The organism is Pseudomonas paraveronii, from assembly GCF_963681955.1.
GTDB classification, from domain to species: Bacteria; Pseudomonadota; Gammaproteobacteria; order Pseudomonadales; family Pseudomonadaceae; genus Aquipseudomonas; species Aquipseudomonas paraveronii.
In genome coordinates, this window is sequence record NZ_OY817130.1 from 3969482 (window position 1) to 3985988 (window position 16507).

Genomic DNA, 16507 nt, shown 5'->3' on the forward strand with positions numbered 1-16507 from the left:
AAAAACACACCGCCCCCCAGCGTGGCGGGCGCGGTGTGTTTTACTTTCTTTCGGCCAACACCTTGAGCGCCTGCGCCGCGGCCTGCTCTTGCCCGGCCTGCGCGGTAGCATTGGCCGCGTCGCGCCAGCGCTGTGCATCCACATTGGCCGGCAACTGGCTCGGGCGCTGGGTGACGATTGCCCAGTGCCCGGCGCCTTTCCAGGCGGACTCGAAATCACTGAAGTCCATCAACAATCGCCGGTCCATGCCCGAACTCAACAGCACCGTGCTTTTGCGCTGGTTAAACCCTACGACCACCACGTAGCGCGGCTCAGACCAAAAACGCCCGCTGATCCGCGCCATCACCGGGTACCCCGCGGACACCTGCGCCAACACCGACGTGAGCTTGGCGTCGAGCGGATACACCATCAGCCCGTATTCACGGACCAGCACCTGCATGTTGCGCTCAAGGTTCGCCTCGCCGCCCGGCAAGTGCAGCGGCTTTTCCAGTAAACCCGGTGTCATGACAATGCCTTGTTGCGACAGCATGCTGGCTAACGCCGTAGGGCCGCTTTGATAGGCGTCGCTGCGAAACGTCGGCACACCATTGAGTTCGACGCGCTCCGGCAAGCCCGCCAGCTTCGACGGGTGCCCGGAACAGGCCGCGAGCCCAAGGGCGCAGGCCAGCAGCAAGGAGGTTGTAACGTTCGACCGTAACCGCAATTTTTTACTCTCTTGATCAACTGCCGGTAAAGGCCCTGATCATAGGACGCTCTTCAGCCCGGGTATAGCCTTGAACCGCAGTAAAACGCCCGGGATAGAGCAAAGAAGTTGGATCGACACGACCATTGGTCAATAGCAGGTAACCGTCGGTTGGCTAGACTGTCCATTGAGAAGACTGTGTGTGCCCCCTACGGGGCGAAAGGAGGCCCGAATGAGCCTTGCAACGACGATTTTTCTGTTGTTCTGCGGTTGGCTGGCGGTCGCCGGCGCCATGTTGTGGGGGGTGTTGCGCATTACCCGCCGGCACCATCACCCCCACGTCAAACCGGCTGCATCCGCCAAGCCGCACCCGGCGGCAGTGCATCACGCCTAGCCGGGCATGCAATTGAAGTCCTGCGTTGCCGCGACTTCCTTGCCGTGATCATCCAAGAGCGATGCGCGCACGGTGGTGCCCAGGCTGGATTCGATCAAGGTGTAGTGCTCGCCCGCCTTGAAGTCCTTGTACTCCACGCGGCCCTGGCAGTCCCGCTGGTTGTCGTCGCCTGGCTCCTCGTCGAACAACGTCACATCCAAACGATGGTCCCCCGGCGACACTTCAAAAAAGCGCCCGTCATCCACGCGCTTGCCATCGACACGCTCGGCCAGCAGGTCATTCGGCGCTTCTTCTTTCAATCCGATCCAGGCTTCGCTGGGGTCGGCTTTGGGCATCGGGCCGGCGCAGGCCGACAGTAACAACACAGCGCTCAAGGCGGGGATCAGCAATAAAGGCTTCAGTGACATGGCAGAACTCCAAAGGACATCAGTCAAAAGACGCATCGCGTCCGATCGGTCACCAGCTTGGAGAGCCACCCCTTGTAGAACAAATGAATACACATGAAACGATCTTCAGCCCATACCTAAATCTTCCTTCACCTGGCTGAAAGGTGCGTGTTAGGTGGGTCGGGCAAGACTGCCGGGGTTTGCAATCCTGCTCCCTCGGAGGTTCACGCATGCTCGGGCTGGTAAAGACCGCACTGCACAAGCCGTACACGTTTATCGTGTTGGCCATATTCATCTGCATCATCGGGCCGATGGCGGCCCTGCGAACCCCCACCGATGTGTTCCCCGATATCGGCATCCCTGTCGTCGCCGTGGTCTGGCAGTACAACGGCCTGTCGCCGGACGCCATGGCCGGGCGGGTGATCTACACCTATGAACGCTCCCTGAGCACCACCGTCAACGACATCGAACACATCGAATCGCAATCCCTGCCGGGCATGGGCATCGTCAAGATTTTCTTCCAGCCCGGCGTCGACATCCGCACGGCCAACGCGCAAGTGACGGCGGTGTCACAAACCGTGCTCAAGCAAATGCCCCCCGGCATCACCCCGCCGCTGATCCTCAACTACAGCGCGTCGACGGTGCCGATCCTGCAAATGGCGTTCTCCAGCCCGACCCTGTCCGAAGCCAAGATCCGCGACCTGGTGCAGAACAATATCCGCCTGCCCCTCAGCGCCCTGCCCGGCCTGGCCATGCCCACGCCGATGGGCGGCAAGCAGCGCCAGATCACCCTCGACCTCGACCCGCAGGCGCTGGCCGCCAAAGGCTTGTCGGCCCAGGACGTGGGCAATGCGCTGGCGTTGCAGAACCAGATCATCCCGGTCGGCACCGCCAAGCTCGGCCCCAACGAATACACGATCCTGCTCAACAACAGCCCCAAGGCCATCGATGAACTCAACGACCTGCCGATCAAGACCGTCGACGGCGCCTTGATCACCATCGGCCAGGTGGCCCACGTGCGTGACGGTTCGCCGCCGCAGACCAACATCGTGCGCGTCGACGGCCACCGCGCGGTGCTGATGCCAGCGCTGAAAAACGGCAGCATCTCCACCCTGTCGATCATCGACGGCATCCGCCAGATGCTGCCGCGCATCAACGAAACCCTGCCGCCGTCGCTGAAGACCTCGTTGCTGGGCGATGCGTCGGTGTTCGTCAAACAATCGGTGGGCAGCGTGGCCCAGGAAGGCATCATCGCCGCGCTGCTGACCAGCGCGATGATCCTGCTGTTCCTCGGCAGTTGGCGCTCGACGCTGATCATCGCCGTCTCGATTCCGCTGGCGGTGCTGGCGGCTATCGCGCTGCTGGCGGTCAGCGGGCAGACACTCAACGTGATGACCCTCGGCGGGCTGGCGTTGGCGGTGGGGATTCTGGTGGACGACGCCACGGTGACCATCGAAAACATCAACTGGCACCTGGAACAGGGCAAGGCGGTGAAGACCGCGATCCTCGACGGCGCCGCGCAGATCGTCGGCCCGGCGTTCGTTTCGCTGCTGTGCATCTGCATCGTGTTCGTGCCGATGTTCTTGCTGCAAGGCATCGCCGGGTACCTGTTCCGGCCGATGGCCCTGGCGGTGATCTTTGCCATGGCCAGCTCGTTCATCCTCTCGCGCACCCTGGTGCCGACATTGGCGATGTACCTGCTCAAGCCGCACACGCCGGAACCCGGCACCGGCCACCACCCGGAAGATGCATTCATCAACCATCACGAAGGCGAGCAGCACACCAAGCCACGCAACGCCGTGCTGCAGTCGGTGCTGAATTTCCAGCAGGGTTTCGAGCGGCACTTCTCGAATATCCGCGACACCTACCATGGCCTGCTGACGTTGGCCCTGGGCAATCGCAAGCGCTTCATCGTCGGCTTTTTGGCCTGCGTGCTCGCCTCGTTCCTGCTGCTGCCCAGCCTGGGCCAGGACTTCTTCCCGGCCACCGACGCCGGTGCGCTGGCGCTGCATGTGCGGTTGCCGTTGGGTACACGGATCGAGGAAAGCGCTGCGGCGTTCGACCGGATCGAGGCGCGGATACGCGAAGTGATCCCGGCCGACGAACTCGACACCATCGTCGACAACATCGGCATTCCGCTGAGCGGCATCGACATGGCCTACAGCAGCAGCGGCACCATCGGCCCGCAGGACGGCGATATCCAGGTCAGCCTGAAACAGCACCACGCGCCGACTGCCGATTACCTGAAAAAACTGCGTGAAGCACTGCCGCAAAGTTTCCCCGGCAGCCACTTCGCGTTCCTGCCGGCGGACATCAGCAGCCAGATCCTCAACTTCGGCGCGCCGGCGCCACTGGACGTGAAAATCTCCGGGCGCAGCGATGCAGAAAACCGTGCTTACGCCGTGGAACTCGAACGCCGCCTGCAACACGTACCGGGCATTGCCGACCTGCGCATCCAGCAGTCCACCGGCTACCCGTCGCTGCAAGTGAATGTCGACCGCCTGCGCGCCAACGGCCTGGGCATCACCGAGCGCGATGTGACCAACAGCATGGTCGCGTCCCTCGCGGGCAGCTCGCAAACGGCGCCGACCTTCTGGCTCAACCCGGCCAACGGCGTGTCCTATTCCATCGTCGCCGCCACCCCGCAATACCGCCTCGACAGCTTGCCGGCGCTGGAAGCGCTGCCCGTGACCGGTGCCGATGGCCAGTCGCAAATCCTCGGCGGCGTGGCCAGCATCTCCCGCGTGCAAAGCCCGGCGGTGGTGACCCACTACAACATCGAACCGACCCTGGACCTCTACGCCAACGTGCAAGGCCGCGACCTCGGCGGCGTGGCGCGCGATGTGCAAAAGGTGCTGGACGATACCGCGTCCATGCGCCCCAAGGGCTCAGTGATCAGCCTGCATGGGCAGATCGATGCGCTGCATGAAGCCTTCAGCGGTTTGAGCGTCGGCCTGCTCGGTGCGGTGGTGCTGATCTACCTGCTGATCGTGGTCAACTTCCAGTCGTGGGTCGACCCGTTCGTGATCATCACCGCGCTGCCGGCGGCATTGGCGGGAATCGTGTGGATGCTGTTCCTCAGCGGCACGTCGTTGTCGGTGCCCGCGTTGACCGGCGCCATCCTGTGCATGGGCGTGGCCACGGCCAACTCGATCCTGGTGGTGAGCTTCTGCCGCGAACGCCTGGCCGAACATGGCGATGCGCTCAAGGCCGCGCTGGAAGCCGGTTACACGCGCTTCCGTCCGGTGTGCATGACCGCCCTGGCGATGATCATCGGCATGCTGCCGCTGGCCTTGTCCGAGGAGCAGAACGCGCCGCTGGGCCGCGCCGTAATCGGTGGTTTGATCCTCGCCACCGTCGCCACCCTGTTATTTGTTCCCGTGGTCTTCAGCCTGGTCCACGGTCGTCAGCCTACTCGCGCAACTGTTGGAGAAACGCCCCATGTCGTCTGATCACAAACCCTCGCGCAAGCGTCTGATGCTCATGGGTGTCGGCGGCCTGACCCTGGCCGCCCTGCTGGTCGCCAACGGCCTGTACGCCCGCACAATGCACGAACGATCCGTCACGGCCTGGACCGAAACCGCCGCCGTGCCGCAGGTGATGGTGTTTGAGCCGCAACAGAATGTGGCCGGCGACACCCTGCGCCTGCCCGCCCACCTTGAAGCCTGGAGCAAGGCGCCGATCCATGCGCGGGTCAGCGGCTACTTGAAGGACTGGAAAGTCGACATCGGCAGCCAGGTCAAAGCCGGGCAAATCCTCGCCGAAATCGACAGCCCCGATCTCGATCAACAACTGGCGCAAACCCATGCGCGCCTGGTGCAGCAACAGGCCAATGCGCGACTGGCCGCCACCACCGCGACGCGTTGGCAAAACCTGCTGGCCAGCCATTCAGTGTCGCGCCAGGAGGCCGATGAAAAAACCTCCAACGCCGCAGCGGCCAAAGCCAACGCCGAAGCGGCCGCCGCTGACTACGCACGGTTATCCGCGTTGGAAAGCTACAAGACCCTGCGCGCACCGTTCGCCGGCACCATCACCGCGCGCAACACCGACATCGGCCAGTTGATCAAGGCCGACACCGACAGCGACCCGGAGCTGTTCAGCATCGCCGACACCCACCAATTGCGCCTCTACGTACCGGTGCCGCAGAACTATGCGGCCGTCATCCACCCCGGGCTTGAAGCCGAGCTGACCGTTCCCGAGCACCCCGGCGAGCACTTCAAGGCGCACCTGATCGGCGACTCCACCGCCATCGACCGCCGCTCCGGCACCCTGCTCGCGCAGTTTGTCGCCGACAACCCCAACGGCGAGTTGCTGCCCGGCGATTACGCCGAAGCCACCCTGCCGATCCCGGCGGACACCCATGGCGTGAGCATCCCGGCCAGCGCGCTGATCTTCCGCGCCCAAGGCACCCAGGTTGCGGTGCTGGATGCGCAAAACCACGTGCACCTGCGGGCCATCCATATCGGCCTGGATCTGGGCGAACGCCTGGTGATCGACCAGGGCCTGAAACCCGCCGACCGCGTGGTCGACAACCCGCCCGACGCCCTGCGCGAAGGCGACCCCGTGCAACTGGCCGACGCCTCCGGAGGTGCCCATGCGCCCAAGGCTTAAACCACTTGCCGCGGTGATGCTGCTGGCGTTGCAAGGTTGCTCGCTGGCACCGACCTACAACGTGCCGGCGATCAAACTGCCGGCCAACTACCGCGAACAGACCAGCGACGGCCCTTGGCACAGCGCGCAGCCGTCCGACCAACTGGCGCCGCAGTGGTGGGCGCTCTACCACGAGCCGCGCCTGGATCAGTTGCAACAGCAACTGCTCAAGGCCAACCCGGACCTGGCGGCAGCGCTGGCGCACTTCGATGCGTCCCAGGCATATGCCAGCCAATTGCATGCCGGGCTGTTCCCGCAAATCACAGCCAGCGCACAGCCGTTGCGTCAGCGCCAATCGGACTCGCGACCGCTGCGCGGCACCACGCAGCCGTCGGTGTACAACAGCAACACGGCGGGGTTTTCGTTGAGCTACGATTTGGACCTGTGGGGCAAAATCCGCAACCAGGTGGCGGCGGGAGATGCGCAGGCGCAAGCGTCGGGCGACGATTTGGCGGTGGCGCGTTTGAGCTTGCAGCATCAGTTGGCGACCTTGTACGTGCAGCTCAATGGGCTGGATGCGCAAAGTCGGATTCTCAACAACTCGCTGGAGGATTTCAGCCAGGCCCTGCAACTGACCCGCAGCCGCTACGAGGGCCAGATAGCGTCGGAACTGGACCTGACCCGCGCGCAAAACCAGCTCGCCCAAGCCAAGGCGCAACTGGATGAAGTGCGTGGGCAACGCAACCTCACCGAACATGCCATCGGTGAACTGGTCGGCGTGGCGGCCAGCGACTTCACACTGCCGGCAAGCCAACAACTGATCGCCCTGCCGGGGATTCCGTCGCAACTGCCAAGCCACCTGCTGCAACGTCGCCCGGATATTGCAGCAGCGGAGCGCCGGGTGTTTGCGGCCAACGCGAATATCGGCGTGGCCAAGGCCGCGTGGTACCCGGATTTCAGTCTGACCGGGCTGATTGGCGGGCAGACCCAAGGCGTAGGGAATTTACTGTCGGCGGGCAATCGGTATTGGGCGCTGGGGCCGCTGATGAACTTGCCGATCTTCGATGGCGGTCGCTTGAGCGCCAACGAACGCCAGGCCAAGGCCGAGTTCGAACAAGCCTCGGCGCAGTACCGCAGCCAGGTATTGAAGGCCGTGCGCGAGGTGGAAGACAACCTGGCACAGCTAAGGGATTTGCAGCAGGAGGCGCAGGATGAACAAGCGGCGGCGGATGCGGCGCAGCACACGCAAGCGTTGGCGATGAACAGCTACCAGGCCGGCGCGGTGAGTTATCTGGATGTGGTGACCGCGCAGACAGCGGCGTTGCAGGCGCAAATGACCTTGCAGACGGTGCAGACACGGCAGTTGCAGGCGAGTGTGGGGCTGGTCACCGCGCTGGGCGGCGGCTGGCAACCTGGCGCCTGAGACTTGTTTGTGCAAACCAGCTCGAAGGTGAGGGCTGGTTTGCCTGTGATGGCGCTGGGGATTTGCCGGATGCGGGAAGGCGTGCAGGTTCGGCCGGCCTCATCGGGGGCAAGCCCCCTCCCACACTGATTCTGCGTCAGGCACACCATGTATGAACACCGCAGAGCCCATGTGGGAGGGTTCAAGCCCACCCCCTGATCCTGAACCAGACACACAATGTATGAACACCGCAGAGCCCATGTGGGAGGGTTCAAACCCACCCCCTGATCCTGAACCAGACACACAATGTATGAACACCGCAGAGCCCATGTGGGAGGGTTCAAGCCCACCCCCTGATCCTAAACCAGACACACAATGTATGAACACCGCAGAGCCCATGTGGGAGGGTTCAAGCCCACCCCCTGATCCTGAACCAGACACACAATGTATGAACACCGCAAAGCCCATGTGGGAGGGGGCTTGCCCCCGATAGCGTGCGTACAGACACATCCTGCCAAAAGCCTGCCCTTCAACCCGCCGCTCCCCCATCTAGCCTCTCAAAACACACCCAGAAAGAGGCCAAGGAATGCCTGACCTACCCGCTTCACACCGCCTGCGTATCGGCCGATTCAGCGAACCCAACCGTATCTACCTCATCACCACCAACACCGACGAACGCGTCCCGATATTCAAGAATTTCCATCTCGGTCGCTTGGTGGTCTGGCAGTTTCGGTTAGCTCAGTACCAAGGGCTGGCGCACTCCCTGGCATGGGTGATCATGCCGGACCATTTCCATTGGCTGCTCGAACTGAAAAAAGGCTCGCTGGCTGACCTGATGCGCCAGGTGAAGTCCAAAAGCACGCGGAGCGTCAACGGTGCGAGTGGACGCAAGGGGCGGCTTTGGCAGGAAAGCTTCCATGACCGCGCACTGCGCAAGGAAGACGACCTGGTGAAAATGGCCCGGTATGTGGTGGCCAATCCATTGCGAGCGGGATTGGTTAGCCGGATTGGCGACTACCCGTTGTGGGATGCCATTTGGGTATAGACGCAGTTCAACTGTGGGAGGGGGCTTGCTCCCGATGGCGGTGGGTCAGTTACAGATGAGCTGGCTGACCCACTGCTATCGGGGGCAAGCCCCCTCCCACATTGACCCTGCGCCAGACACACAATGTATGAACACCGCAGAACCCATGTGGGAGGGGGCTTGCCCCCGATAGCTGTGGGTCAGTCGATGCATATCTGATTGAACACCGCCATCGGGAGCAAGCCCCCTCCCCCAGTTTTTAGCGCATTTCAGGCAGCCAACTTACCGCTGGCGATGGCGGCCGAGGCTGCCACCATTGCCCGCAACAACACCGCACACCCCGCCGCCAGGTCATCCGGTGCGGCGTTTTCGATTTCGTTGTGGCTGATGCCACCTTCGCACGGCACGAAGATCATCCCCGCCGGGCCGAGTTCGGCGACGAAGATCGCGTCGTGCCCTGCCCCGCTGACGATGTCCATGTTCGACAACCCCAACCCATTCGCGGCATCGCGCACAGCGTCCACACAGCCTTTGTCGAAATACAGCGGCGGGAAGTCGGCGGTGGGTTCCATTTCAAAACTCAATCCATGCTTGGCGCAGGTCTCGTCGATCACCTGGCGCACCTGGGCAATCATCGAATCCAATCGCGCCGGTTCCAGGTGACGGAAGTCCAGGGTCATGCGCACTTCACCCGGGATGACATTGCGTGAGCCCGGATAAGCCTGCAAGCAACCGACAGTGCCACACGCATGCGGCTGATGCCCCAACGCCGCCGCATTCACCGCCGCGACCACTGCGGCCGCGCCGACCAGGGCGTCCTTGCGCAGGTGCATCGGCGTCGGCCCCGCGTGGGCTTCAACGCCGCGCAGTGTCAAGTCGAACCACTTTTGCCCGAGGGCACCGAGCACCACGCCGATGGTTTTTTTCTCGTCCTCCAGAATCGGCCCCTGCTCGATATGCGCTTCGAAGTAAGCGCCGACTTTATGCCCACTCTCCGCCCGCGTCCCCGCGTAGCCAATCGCATTCAGCGCGTCGCCTACGCTGACGCCCTCCGCATCGACCTTGGCGAGGGTATCGGCGAGGCTGAATTTCTCGGCAAACACCCCCGAGCCCATCATGCACGGCGGGAAGCGCGAACCCTCTTCGTTGGTCCACACCACCACTTCCAGCGGCGCCTCGGTTTGCACCTTGAGGTCGTTGAGGGTGCGCAGCACTTCCACACCGGCCAACACGCCGAAGCAGCCATCGAACTTGCCGCCGGTGGGCTGGGTGTCGATATGGCTGCCGGTCATCACCGGCGGCAGGTCGGGATTGCGCCCCGGCCGGCGGGCGAAAATGTTGCCGATACCGTCGACGGTCACGCTGCACCCGGCCTCTTCGCACCATTGCACGAAGAGGTCGCGGGCCTGGCGGTCGAGGTCGGTGAGAGCCAGGCGGCAGACGCCGCCCTTGGCAGTGGCGCCGAGTTTGGCCAGGTCCATCAGCGACTGCCACAAACGGTCGCGGTTGATGTGCTGATGGGTCGATTGCAGAACGTCCAGGGCAGCGTTCATGGGGATCTCCTCAGGCTACATTTTTATGAATGGAATGCATTCCACTTCCGTTACAGCGGGGATTTGACCGGCACCGGACTCAGACCACGCTTGGCATTCAGGCCGTAATACAACACGCCGCCCAACGCCGAACCGGTAAACCAGCCATAGCTGTAGAACCAGCTGAACGCATCGCTGCCCAACGACAACAACGTCAGCACCACCGGCACGCCAAGCGCAAGAAAGCCTTTCCAGTTCCACGCCGGATACACGTCGTCACGGTACAAACCGGCCAGGTCCAATTGCTGTTTGCGCGTGATGAAATAGTCCACCACCATGATCCCGGCGATCGGTCCCAGCAGGCTTGAATAGCCGAGCAACCAGTTGGAATACACAGTCTCCAGGCTCACGTCGGAAACGATCAGCCCGAGCTTTTTCAGCAGCTCGTGCCCCATCAACACCAACCCCACCAACCCGGTCAGAATCACCGCCGTGGTGCGGTTGATCAGCTTGGGCGCGATGTTCTGGAAGTCGTTGGTGGGCGACACGATGTTCGCCGCAGTATTGGTGGACAAGGTGGCGACGATAATCAACGCCATGGCCACGGCGACCCACACCGGGCTTTGGATATGCCCGATCAGCGTCACCGGGTCGGACACGCTGACGCCCACCAGTTTCACCGACGCCGCAGTCATGATCACGCCGAGGGCGGCGAACAGGAACATGGTCAACGGCAGGCCGAAAATCTGCCCGAGGATCTGGTCCTTCTGGCTCTTGGCGTAGCGGCTGAAGTCGGGAATATTCAGCGACAAGGTGGCCCAGAAGCCCACCATCGCGGTCAGGCCAGCCATGAAGTAACCGGTCAGGCTCGCACCTTCGGGGCGTTTGGGCGGGATCGCCATCAACTCGCTGAGGGACACGTTCGGCATCGCCCACACCAGCAGGCCAATGCCCACCGCCACCAGCAGCGGTGCCGACAGGGTTTCCAGGCGCTTGATCGACTCGGCGCCACGCAGCACCACCCACAGGTTCAGGGTCCAGAAGATCATGAAGCCGATCACTTCACCGGTGCCGCCCAAGGCCTTCCAGCCCTCGAAAATCGAGCCCAGGAACAGGTGAATCGCCAACCCGCCGAACATCGTCTGGATACCGAACCAGCCGCACGCCACCAGCGCCCGGATCAGACACGGCACGTTGGAGCCAAGAATGCCGAACGAAGAACGCAGCAACACCGGGAACGGGATGCCGTATTTGGTGCCGGGGAAGGCGTTGAGGGTCAGCGGGATCAACACCACGATATTGGCCAGGAGGATCGCCATCAGCGCCTCGCCCACCGACAAACCGAAGTACGCGGTGAGCACCCCGCCCAACGTGTAGGTGGGCACGCAGATCGACATACCGACCCACAGCGCGGTGATGTGCCACTTGTTCCAGGTACGTTCATGCACCTTGGTCGGTGCCATGTCGTGGTTGTAGCGAGGGCTGTCGAGGACGTCGGGGCCGGCGTCGAGTTCGTACAGGCCGTTGCGTTCAATAACTTGCGATCTGTTCTGTTGCATGGCCGCTCCACGGTTTTTTTCGAATTATTGTTGCTCACCTGCAAGGTCGGTGCAGGTGGCCGGAGTACCTCGTAAACAACATGACATCACGGGTCCGGCCAGCCGCCACTGCACTCAATAACCGTGCCGACAACCCAACCCGCCCCCGCACCGCGTATATAACTCGCTGATGTTTATCAGCTTTATTTCAAACGCCGATTAATCCTGCGGTACTTGCCGCGTGACGCAGGCTGGATAACGCGAAAGTTGGCCGAACGTTCAGGACTCAATCTGGTGCAACACAATTATTTTTATTTGCCGCCGCCGTCAAGTGGCAAGTCTCAAGCGCCTGATTTGCAATAAGAAATGTTGCTCACATTGAAAACCTGTCAAGTGCGTCAAAATGGTGAGCGCTCGCTACATTTTGGTGATTATTAATTTTTATCGTTTAAATTCAACCAGTTAAAACACAAATAGACGTAGGAAAAATCTTCTTGCTCATTCTAAAAACACCGGCTAGTTTCTATTCCTGTCACCCATGACAGGTTTTACAAAACCTGCACTGGAAAGAACTACAACACTTAGAACTGGCACAAGCCGGTCAAGCCGGTCAAGCCTTGTGAGGAACTCGACATGTCGCTGTTGATCCGTGGCGCCACCATCATTACCCACGATGAAAGTTACCGCGCCGATGTTTTATGCGCAGACGGTCTGATTCGCGCGATTGGCACGGACCTGGACATTCCCGCTGGCACCGAAGTACTCGATGGCAGCGGCCAATACTTGATGCCCGGCGGCATCGACCCGCACACCCATATGCAACTGCCCTTCATGGGCACCGTGGCCAGTGAGGATTTTTTCAGCGGCACGGCAGCGGGTCTGGCGGGGGGCACCACCTCGATCATCGACTTTGTGATTCCCAACCCGCAGCAATCCTTGCTCGAAGCCTTTCACCAATGGCGCGGCTGGGCGCAAAAGTCGGCAGCCGACTATGGCTTTCACGTGGCGATCACCTGGTGGAGCGAGCAGGTGCGCGAGGAAATGGCCGAGCTGGTCAGCCACCACGGCATCAACAGCTTCAAGCATTTCATGGCCTACAAGAACGCGATCATGGCGGCCGACGATACCTTGGTGGCCAGCTTCGAGCGCTGCCTGGAGCTGGGCGCGGTGCCCACCGTGCACGCAGAAAACGGCGAGCTGGTGTATCACCTGCAACGCAAGCTGATGGCCCAGGGCATCACCGGGCCGGAAGCGCACCCGCTGTCGCGTCCGTCCCAGGTCGAAGGTGAAGCGGCGAGCCGTGCGATCCGTATCGCCGAGACCATCGGCACGCCGCTGTACCTGGTACACGTCTCGACCAAAGAGGCGCTGGATGAAATCACCTACGCTCGCGGCAAGGGCCAGGCGGTGTACGGCGAAGTGCTCGCCGGGCACCTGCTGCTGGACGACAGCGTCTACCGCCACCCCGACTGGCAGACCGCCGCCGGCTACGTGATGAGCCCACCGTTCCGCCCGCGCGGGCATCAAGAGGCGCTGTGGCATGGCCTGCAATCCGGCAACCTGCACACCACCGCAACCGACCACTGCTGCTTCTGCGCCGAGCAGAAAGCCGCCGGCCGTGACGACTTCAGCAAGATTCCCAACGGCACCGCCGGTATCGAAGACCGCATGGCATTGTTGTGGGACGAAGGGGTCAACACCGGGCGCCTGTCGATGCAGGCGTTCGTCGCGCTGACCTCCACCAACACCGCGAAGATCTTCAACCTCTACCCACGCAAAGGCGCAATCCGCGTCGGCGCCGATGCCGACCTGGTGCTGTGGGACCCCGAGGGTACGCGCACGATTTCCGCCAAGACCCACCACCAGAACGTCGACTTCAACATCTTCGAAGGCAAGACCGTGCGCGGCGTGCCGAGCCACACCATCAGCCAGGGCAAGCTGGTCTGGGCCGATGGCGACCTGCGCGCCGAGCGGGGTGCCGGGCGCTATGTGGAACGGCCGGCGTATCCGTCGGTGTTCGAGCAGTTGAGCAAGCGGGCTGAGCGTTCCAGGCCGGTGGCTGTGAAGCGCTGAGAGCGCTATCGGGGGCAAGCCCCCTCCCACAATTGACCGCATGCTTTCAGACACAATGCGATCACTGTGGGAGGGGGCTTGCCCCCGATAAAGCCAGTCCAGACAACAAAAATGCCCGCCAGAGGCAATCCGAAAAAACACCGTGAGGCCCACACCGTGATCCAGACCCTGACCCACCTCCCCCATCCCCATGAAGACGGCGCCACCCTCGCCAGCCATTTCACCGACCTGGCGCCGCCCCTCAACGCCCGCCAGGCGCAATTGGAAGCCTCGCGCTGCCTGTATTGCTACGACGCGCCGTGCGTGAACGCGTGCCCCAGCGAAATCGACATCCCGTCGTTCATCCGCAACCTCCACACCGACAACGTGCAAGGCGCCGCGCAGAAGATTCTCTCGGCCAACATCCTCGGCGGCAGCTGCGCCCGGGTCTGCCCCACCGAGATCCTGTGCCAGCAAGCCTGCGTGCGTAACCACGGCGAAGAATGCGCCCCGGTGCTGATCGGCCTGTTGCAACGCTACGCCATCGACAACGCGCACTTCAGCGAACACCCGTTCCAGCGCGCTGCCGCCACCGGCAAGCGCATCGCGGTGGTCGGCGCCGGGCCGGCCGGCCTGGCCTGTGCCCATCGCGCCGCGTTGCACGGCCACGATGTGGTGATCTTCGAAGCCCGGGAAAAAGCCGGTGGCCTGAATGAATACGGGATCGCCAAGTACAAGCTGGTGGATGATTTCGCGCAGCAGGAGCTGGATTTCCTCCTGCAGATCGGCGGTATCGAAATCCGCCACGGCCAGCGCCTGGGCGACAACCTGACCTTGAGCGAACTGCACCAGCACTTCGATGCGGTATTCCTCGGCCTCGGCCTGGCCGCCAGCAGGCAACTCGGCCTGCCCCACGAGGACGCCCCCGGCCTGCTCGCCGCCACCGATTACATCCGCGAACTGCGCCAGGCCGACGACCTGAGCCAACTGCCGCTGGCCGACCGCTGCATCGTGCTCGGTGCCGGCAACACCGCCATCGACATGGCCGTGCAAATGGCCCGCCTCGGCGCCCGCGACGTCAACCTGGTGTACCGCCGGGGCCTGGCGGACATGGGCGCCACCGGCCATGAGCAGGACATCGCCAAGGCCAATCAGGTACGCCTGCTGACCTGGGCCCAGCCCGAAGAAGTGCTGCTGGACGAGCAAGGCCACGTGCGCGGCATGCGTTTCGCCCGCACGCACCTGGACAACGGGCGCCTGCAACCCACCGGCGAAACCTTCGAACTGGCCGCCGATGCGATCTTCAAAGCCATCGGCCAAAGTTTCGACAACGCCGCACTGCACGACCCGCTGGCCCAGCAACTGCAGCGAGTCGGCGAACGCATCTTCGTCGACGAACAACTGCGCACCAGCATCCCCGGCGTGTATGCAGGCGGCGACTGCGTCAGCCTCGGCCAGGACCTCACCGTGCAGGCGGTGCAACACGGCAAGCTGGCCGCTGAAGCCATGCACGCCCAACTCATGCTCAACGTGGAGGCTGCGTAATGGCCGATCTCTCGATTGTCTTCGCCGGTATCAAAGCCCCCAACCCGTTCTGGCTGGCCTCCGCGCCGCCCACCGACAAGGCCTACAACGTGGTCCGCGCCTTTGAAGCGGGCTGGGGCGGCGTGGTCTGGAAAACCCTCGGCGAAGACCCGGCGGCGGTCAACGTATCGTCGCGTTACTCGGCGCACTATGGCGCTAACCGCGAAGTGCTGGGCATCAACAATATCGAGCTGATCACCGACCGCTCCCTGGAGATCAACCTGCGCGAAATCACCCAGGTCAAAAAGGACTGGCCGGACCGCGCGTTGATCGTGTCGCTGATGGTGCCGTGCGTCGAAGCCTCCTGGAAAAACATCCTGCCCCTGGTGGAAGCCACCGGGTGCGACGGCATCGAGCTGAACTTCGGCTGCCCCCATGGCATGCCGGAACGCGGCATGGGCGCGGCGGTGGGCCAGGTGCCGGAGTATGTGGAACAGGTGACGCGCTGGTGCAAGACGTACTGCTCGCTACCGGTGATCGTCAAGCTCACGCCGAACATCACCGACATTCGAGTGGCGGCGCGTGCGGCGTATCGCGGCGGTGCGGATGCGGTGTCGCTGATCAACACCATCAACTCCATCACCAGCGTGGATCTGGAGCGCATGGTCGCCCTGCCGACGGTCGGCACCCAGAGCACCCACGGCGGTTACTGCGGTTCAGCGGTGAAGCCAATTGCGCTGAACATGGTCGCCGAAATCGCCCGCGACCCGCAGACCCACGGCCTGCCGATCTGCGGCATTGGCGGCATCGGCAACTGGCGCGATGCGGCGGAATTCGTCGCCCTCGGCTGCGGCGCCGTGCAGGTGTGTACGGCGGCGATGCTGCATGGCTTTCGCATCGTCGAAGAAATGAAGGACGGCCTGTCGCGCTGGATGGACAGTCAGGGCTACACCAGCCTGCAGGATTTTGCCGGGCGCGCAGTGGGCAATACTACGGACTGGAAGTACCTGGATATCAACTACCAGGTGATCGCCAAGATCGATCAGGCCGCCTGCATCGGCTGCGGGCGTTGCCATATTGCCTGTGAGGATACGTCGCACCAGGCCATCGCCAGCTTGAAACAGGCGGACGGCACGCATAAGTACGAGGTGATCGACGATGAGTGCGTGGGCTGCAACCTGTGCCAAATCACCTGCCCGGTGGCCGATTGCATCGAGATGGTGGCAGTGGACACCGGCAAGCCGTTCTTGAACTGGACCCAGGATCCGCGTAATCCGTACCGAGAAGCGGTGTAGTCCTGTAGAGCGCTATCGGGGGCAAGCCCCCTCCCACAGTTGACCGCATTCCTTCAGACAAAATGCAGTTCATTGTGGGAGGGGGCTT

General features: G+C 62.7%; 12 protein-coding genes. 8 read left to right on the top strand and 4 right to left on the bottom strand.

Going from position 1 to position 16507, the window contains the following annotated elements:
- Positions 1 to 40: 40 nt before the first annotated feature.
- Entirely contained in the window at positions 41 to 703 is a 663-nt protein-coding gene (locus U5A08_RS18145) for a peptidase C39 family protein (protein WP_321847831.1), read from the bottom strand.
- Between the two features lie 211 nt (positions 704 to 914).
- On the opposite strand from U5A08_RS18145, the gene U5A08_RS18150 reads away from it, so the two are divergent.
- Positions 915 to 1076 (top strand): hypothetical protein, encoded by a 162-nt coding sequence (locus U5A08_RS18150; protein ID WP_247406322.1) that lies wholly within the window; start codon positions 915 to 917, stop codon positions 1074 to 1076.
- On the opposite strand, the gene U5A08_RS18155 is transcribed toward U5A08_RS18150, so the two are convergent.
- Positions 1073 to 1483 (bottom strand): PA0061/PA0062 family lipoprotein, encoded by a 411-nt coding sequence (locus U5A08_RS18155; RefSeq protein WP_321847835.1) that lies wholly within the window; start codon positions 1481 to 1483, stop codon positions 1073 to 1075. The two genes, U5A08_RS18150 and U5A08_RS18155, sit on opposite strands and share 4 nt — an antisense overlap.
- Before the next feature lie 209 nt (positions 1484 to 1692).
- Here U5A08_RS18155 and U5A08_RS18160 point away from each other — a divergent pair, with 209 nt between their 5' ends.
- The 4 genes from U5A08_RS18160 to U5A08_RS18175 all read left to right on the top strand — a co-directional run bounded on the left by U5A08_RS18160 (position 1693) and on the right by U5A08_RS18175 (position 8499).
- Complete coding sequence (locus U5A08_RS18160; RefSeq protein ID WP_321847837.1) at positions 1693 to 4914, top strand: efflux RND transporter permease subunit; 3222 nt, start codon at positions 1693 to 1695, stop codon at positions 4912 to 4914.
- A complete protein-coding gene (locus tag U5A08_RS18165) occupies positions 4904 to 6073 on the top strand; it encodes an efflux RND transporter periplasmic adaptor subunit (RefSeq protein ID WP_321847839.1) in 1170 nt (389 codons plus the stop codon). The genes U5A08_RS18160 and U5A08_RS18165 overlap by 11 nt, the downstream gene beginning before the upstream one ends.
- Positions 6057 to 7475: an efflux transporter outer membrane subunit gene (locus U5A08_RS18170; RefSeq protein ID WP_321847842.1), complete on the top strand. Its 1419-nt coding sequence runs from the start codon at positions 6057 to 6059 to the stop codon at positions 7473 to 7475. The genes U5A08_RS18165 and U5A08_RS18170 overlap by 17 nt, the downstream gene beginning before the upstream one ends.
- Before the next feature lie 565 nt (positions 7476 to 8040).
- A complete protein-coding gene (locus U5A08_RS18175; protein ID WP_321847844.1) occupies positions 8041 to 8499 on the top strand; it encodes an REP-associated tyrosine transposase in 459 nt (152 codons plus the stop codon).
- 248 nt (positions 8500 to 8747) lie between these two features.
- Here U5A08_RS18175 and U5A08_RS18180 read toward each other — a convergent pair whose 3' ends face one another.
- The gene (locus tag U5A08_RS18180) at positions 8748 to 10031 is read right to left on the bottom strand and encodes a Zn-dependent hydrolase (RefSeq protein ID WP_253396940.1); all 1284 of its coding nucleotides are present in this window, start codon (positions 10029 to 10031) and stop codon (positions 8748 to 8750) included.
- Positions 10032 to 10081: 50 nt separating this feature from the next.
- Positions 10082 to 11569 (bottom strand): NCS1 family nucleobase:cation symporter-1, encoded by a 1488-nt coding sequence (locus U5A08_RS18185; RefSeq protein ID WP_253396941.1) that lies wholly within the window; start codon positions 11567 to 11569, stop codon positions 10082 to 10084.
- Between the two features lie 612 nt (positions 11570 to 12181).
- Here U5A08_RS18185 and hydA point away from each other — a divergent pair.
- The 3 genes from hydA to preA all read left to right on the top strand — a co-directional run bounded on the left by hydA (position 12182) and on the right by preA (position 16419).
- Positions 12182 to 13621: a dihydropyrimidinase gene (gene hydA / locus U5A08_RS18190; RefSeq protein ID WP_321847846.1), complete on the top strand. Its 1440-nt coding sequence runs from the start codon at positions 12182 to 12184 to the stop codon at positions 13619 to 13621.
- Positions 13622 to 13777: 156 nt separating this feature from the next.
- Complete coding sequence (locus tag U5A08_RS18195) at positions 13778 to 15145, top strand: NAD(P)-dependent oxidoreductase (RefSeq protein ID WP_321852251.1); 1368 nt, start codon at positions 13778 to 13780, stop codon at positions 15143 to 15145.
- Complete coding sequence (gene preA / locus U5A08_RS18200; protein ID WP_321847847.1) at positions 15145 to 16419, top strand: NAD-dependent dihydropyrimidine dehydrogenase subunit PreA; 1275 nt, start codon at positions 15145 to 15147, stop codon at positions 16417 to 16419. The genes U5A08_RS18195 and preA overlap by 1 nt, the downstream gene beginning before the upstream one ends.
- The last annotated feature ends 88 nt before the right edge of the window (positions 16420 to 16507 follow it).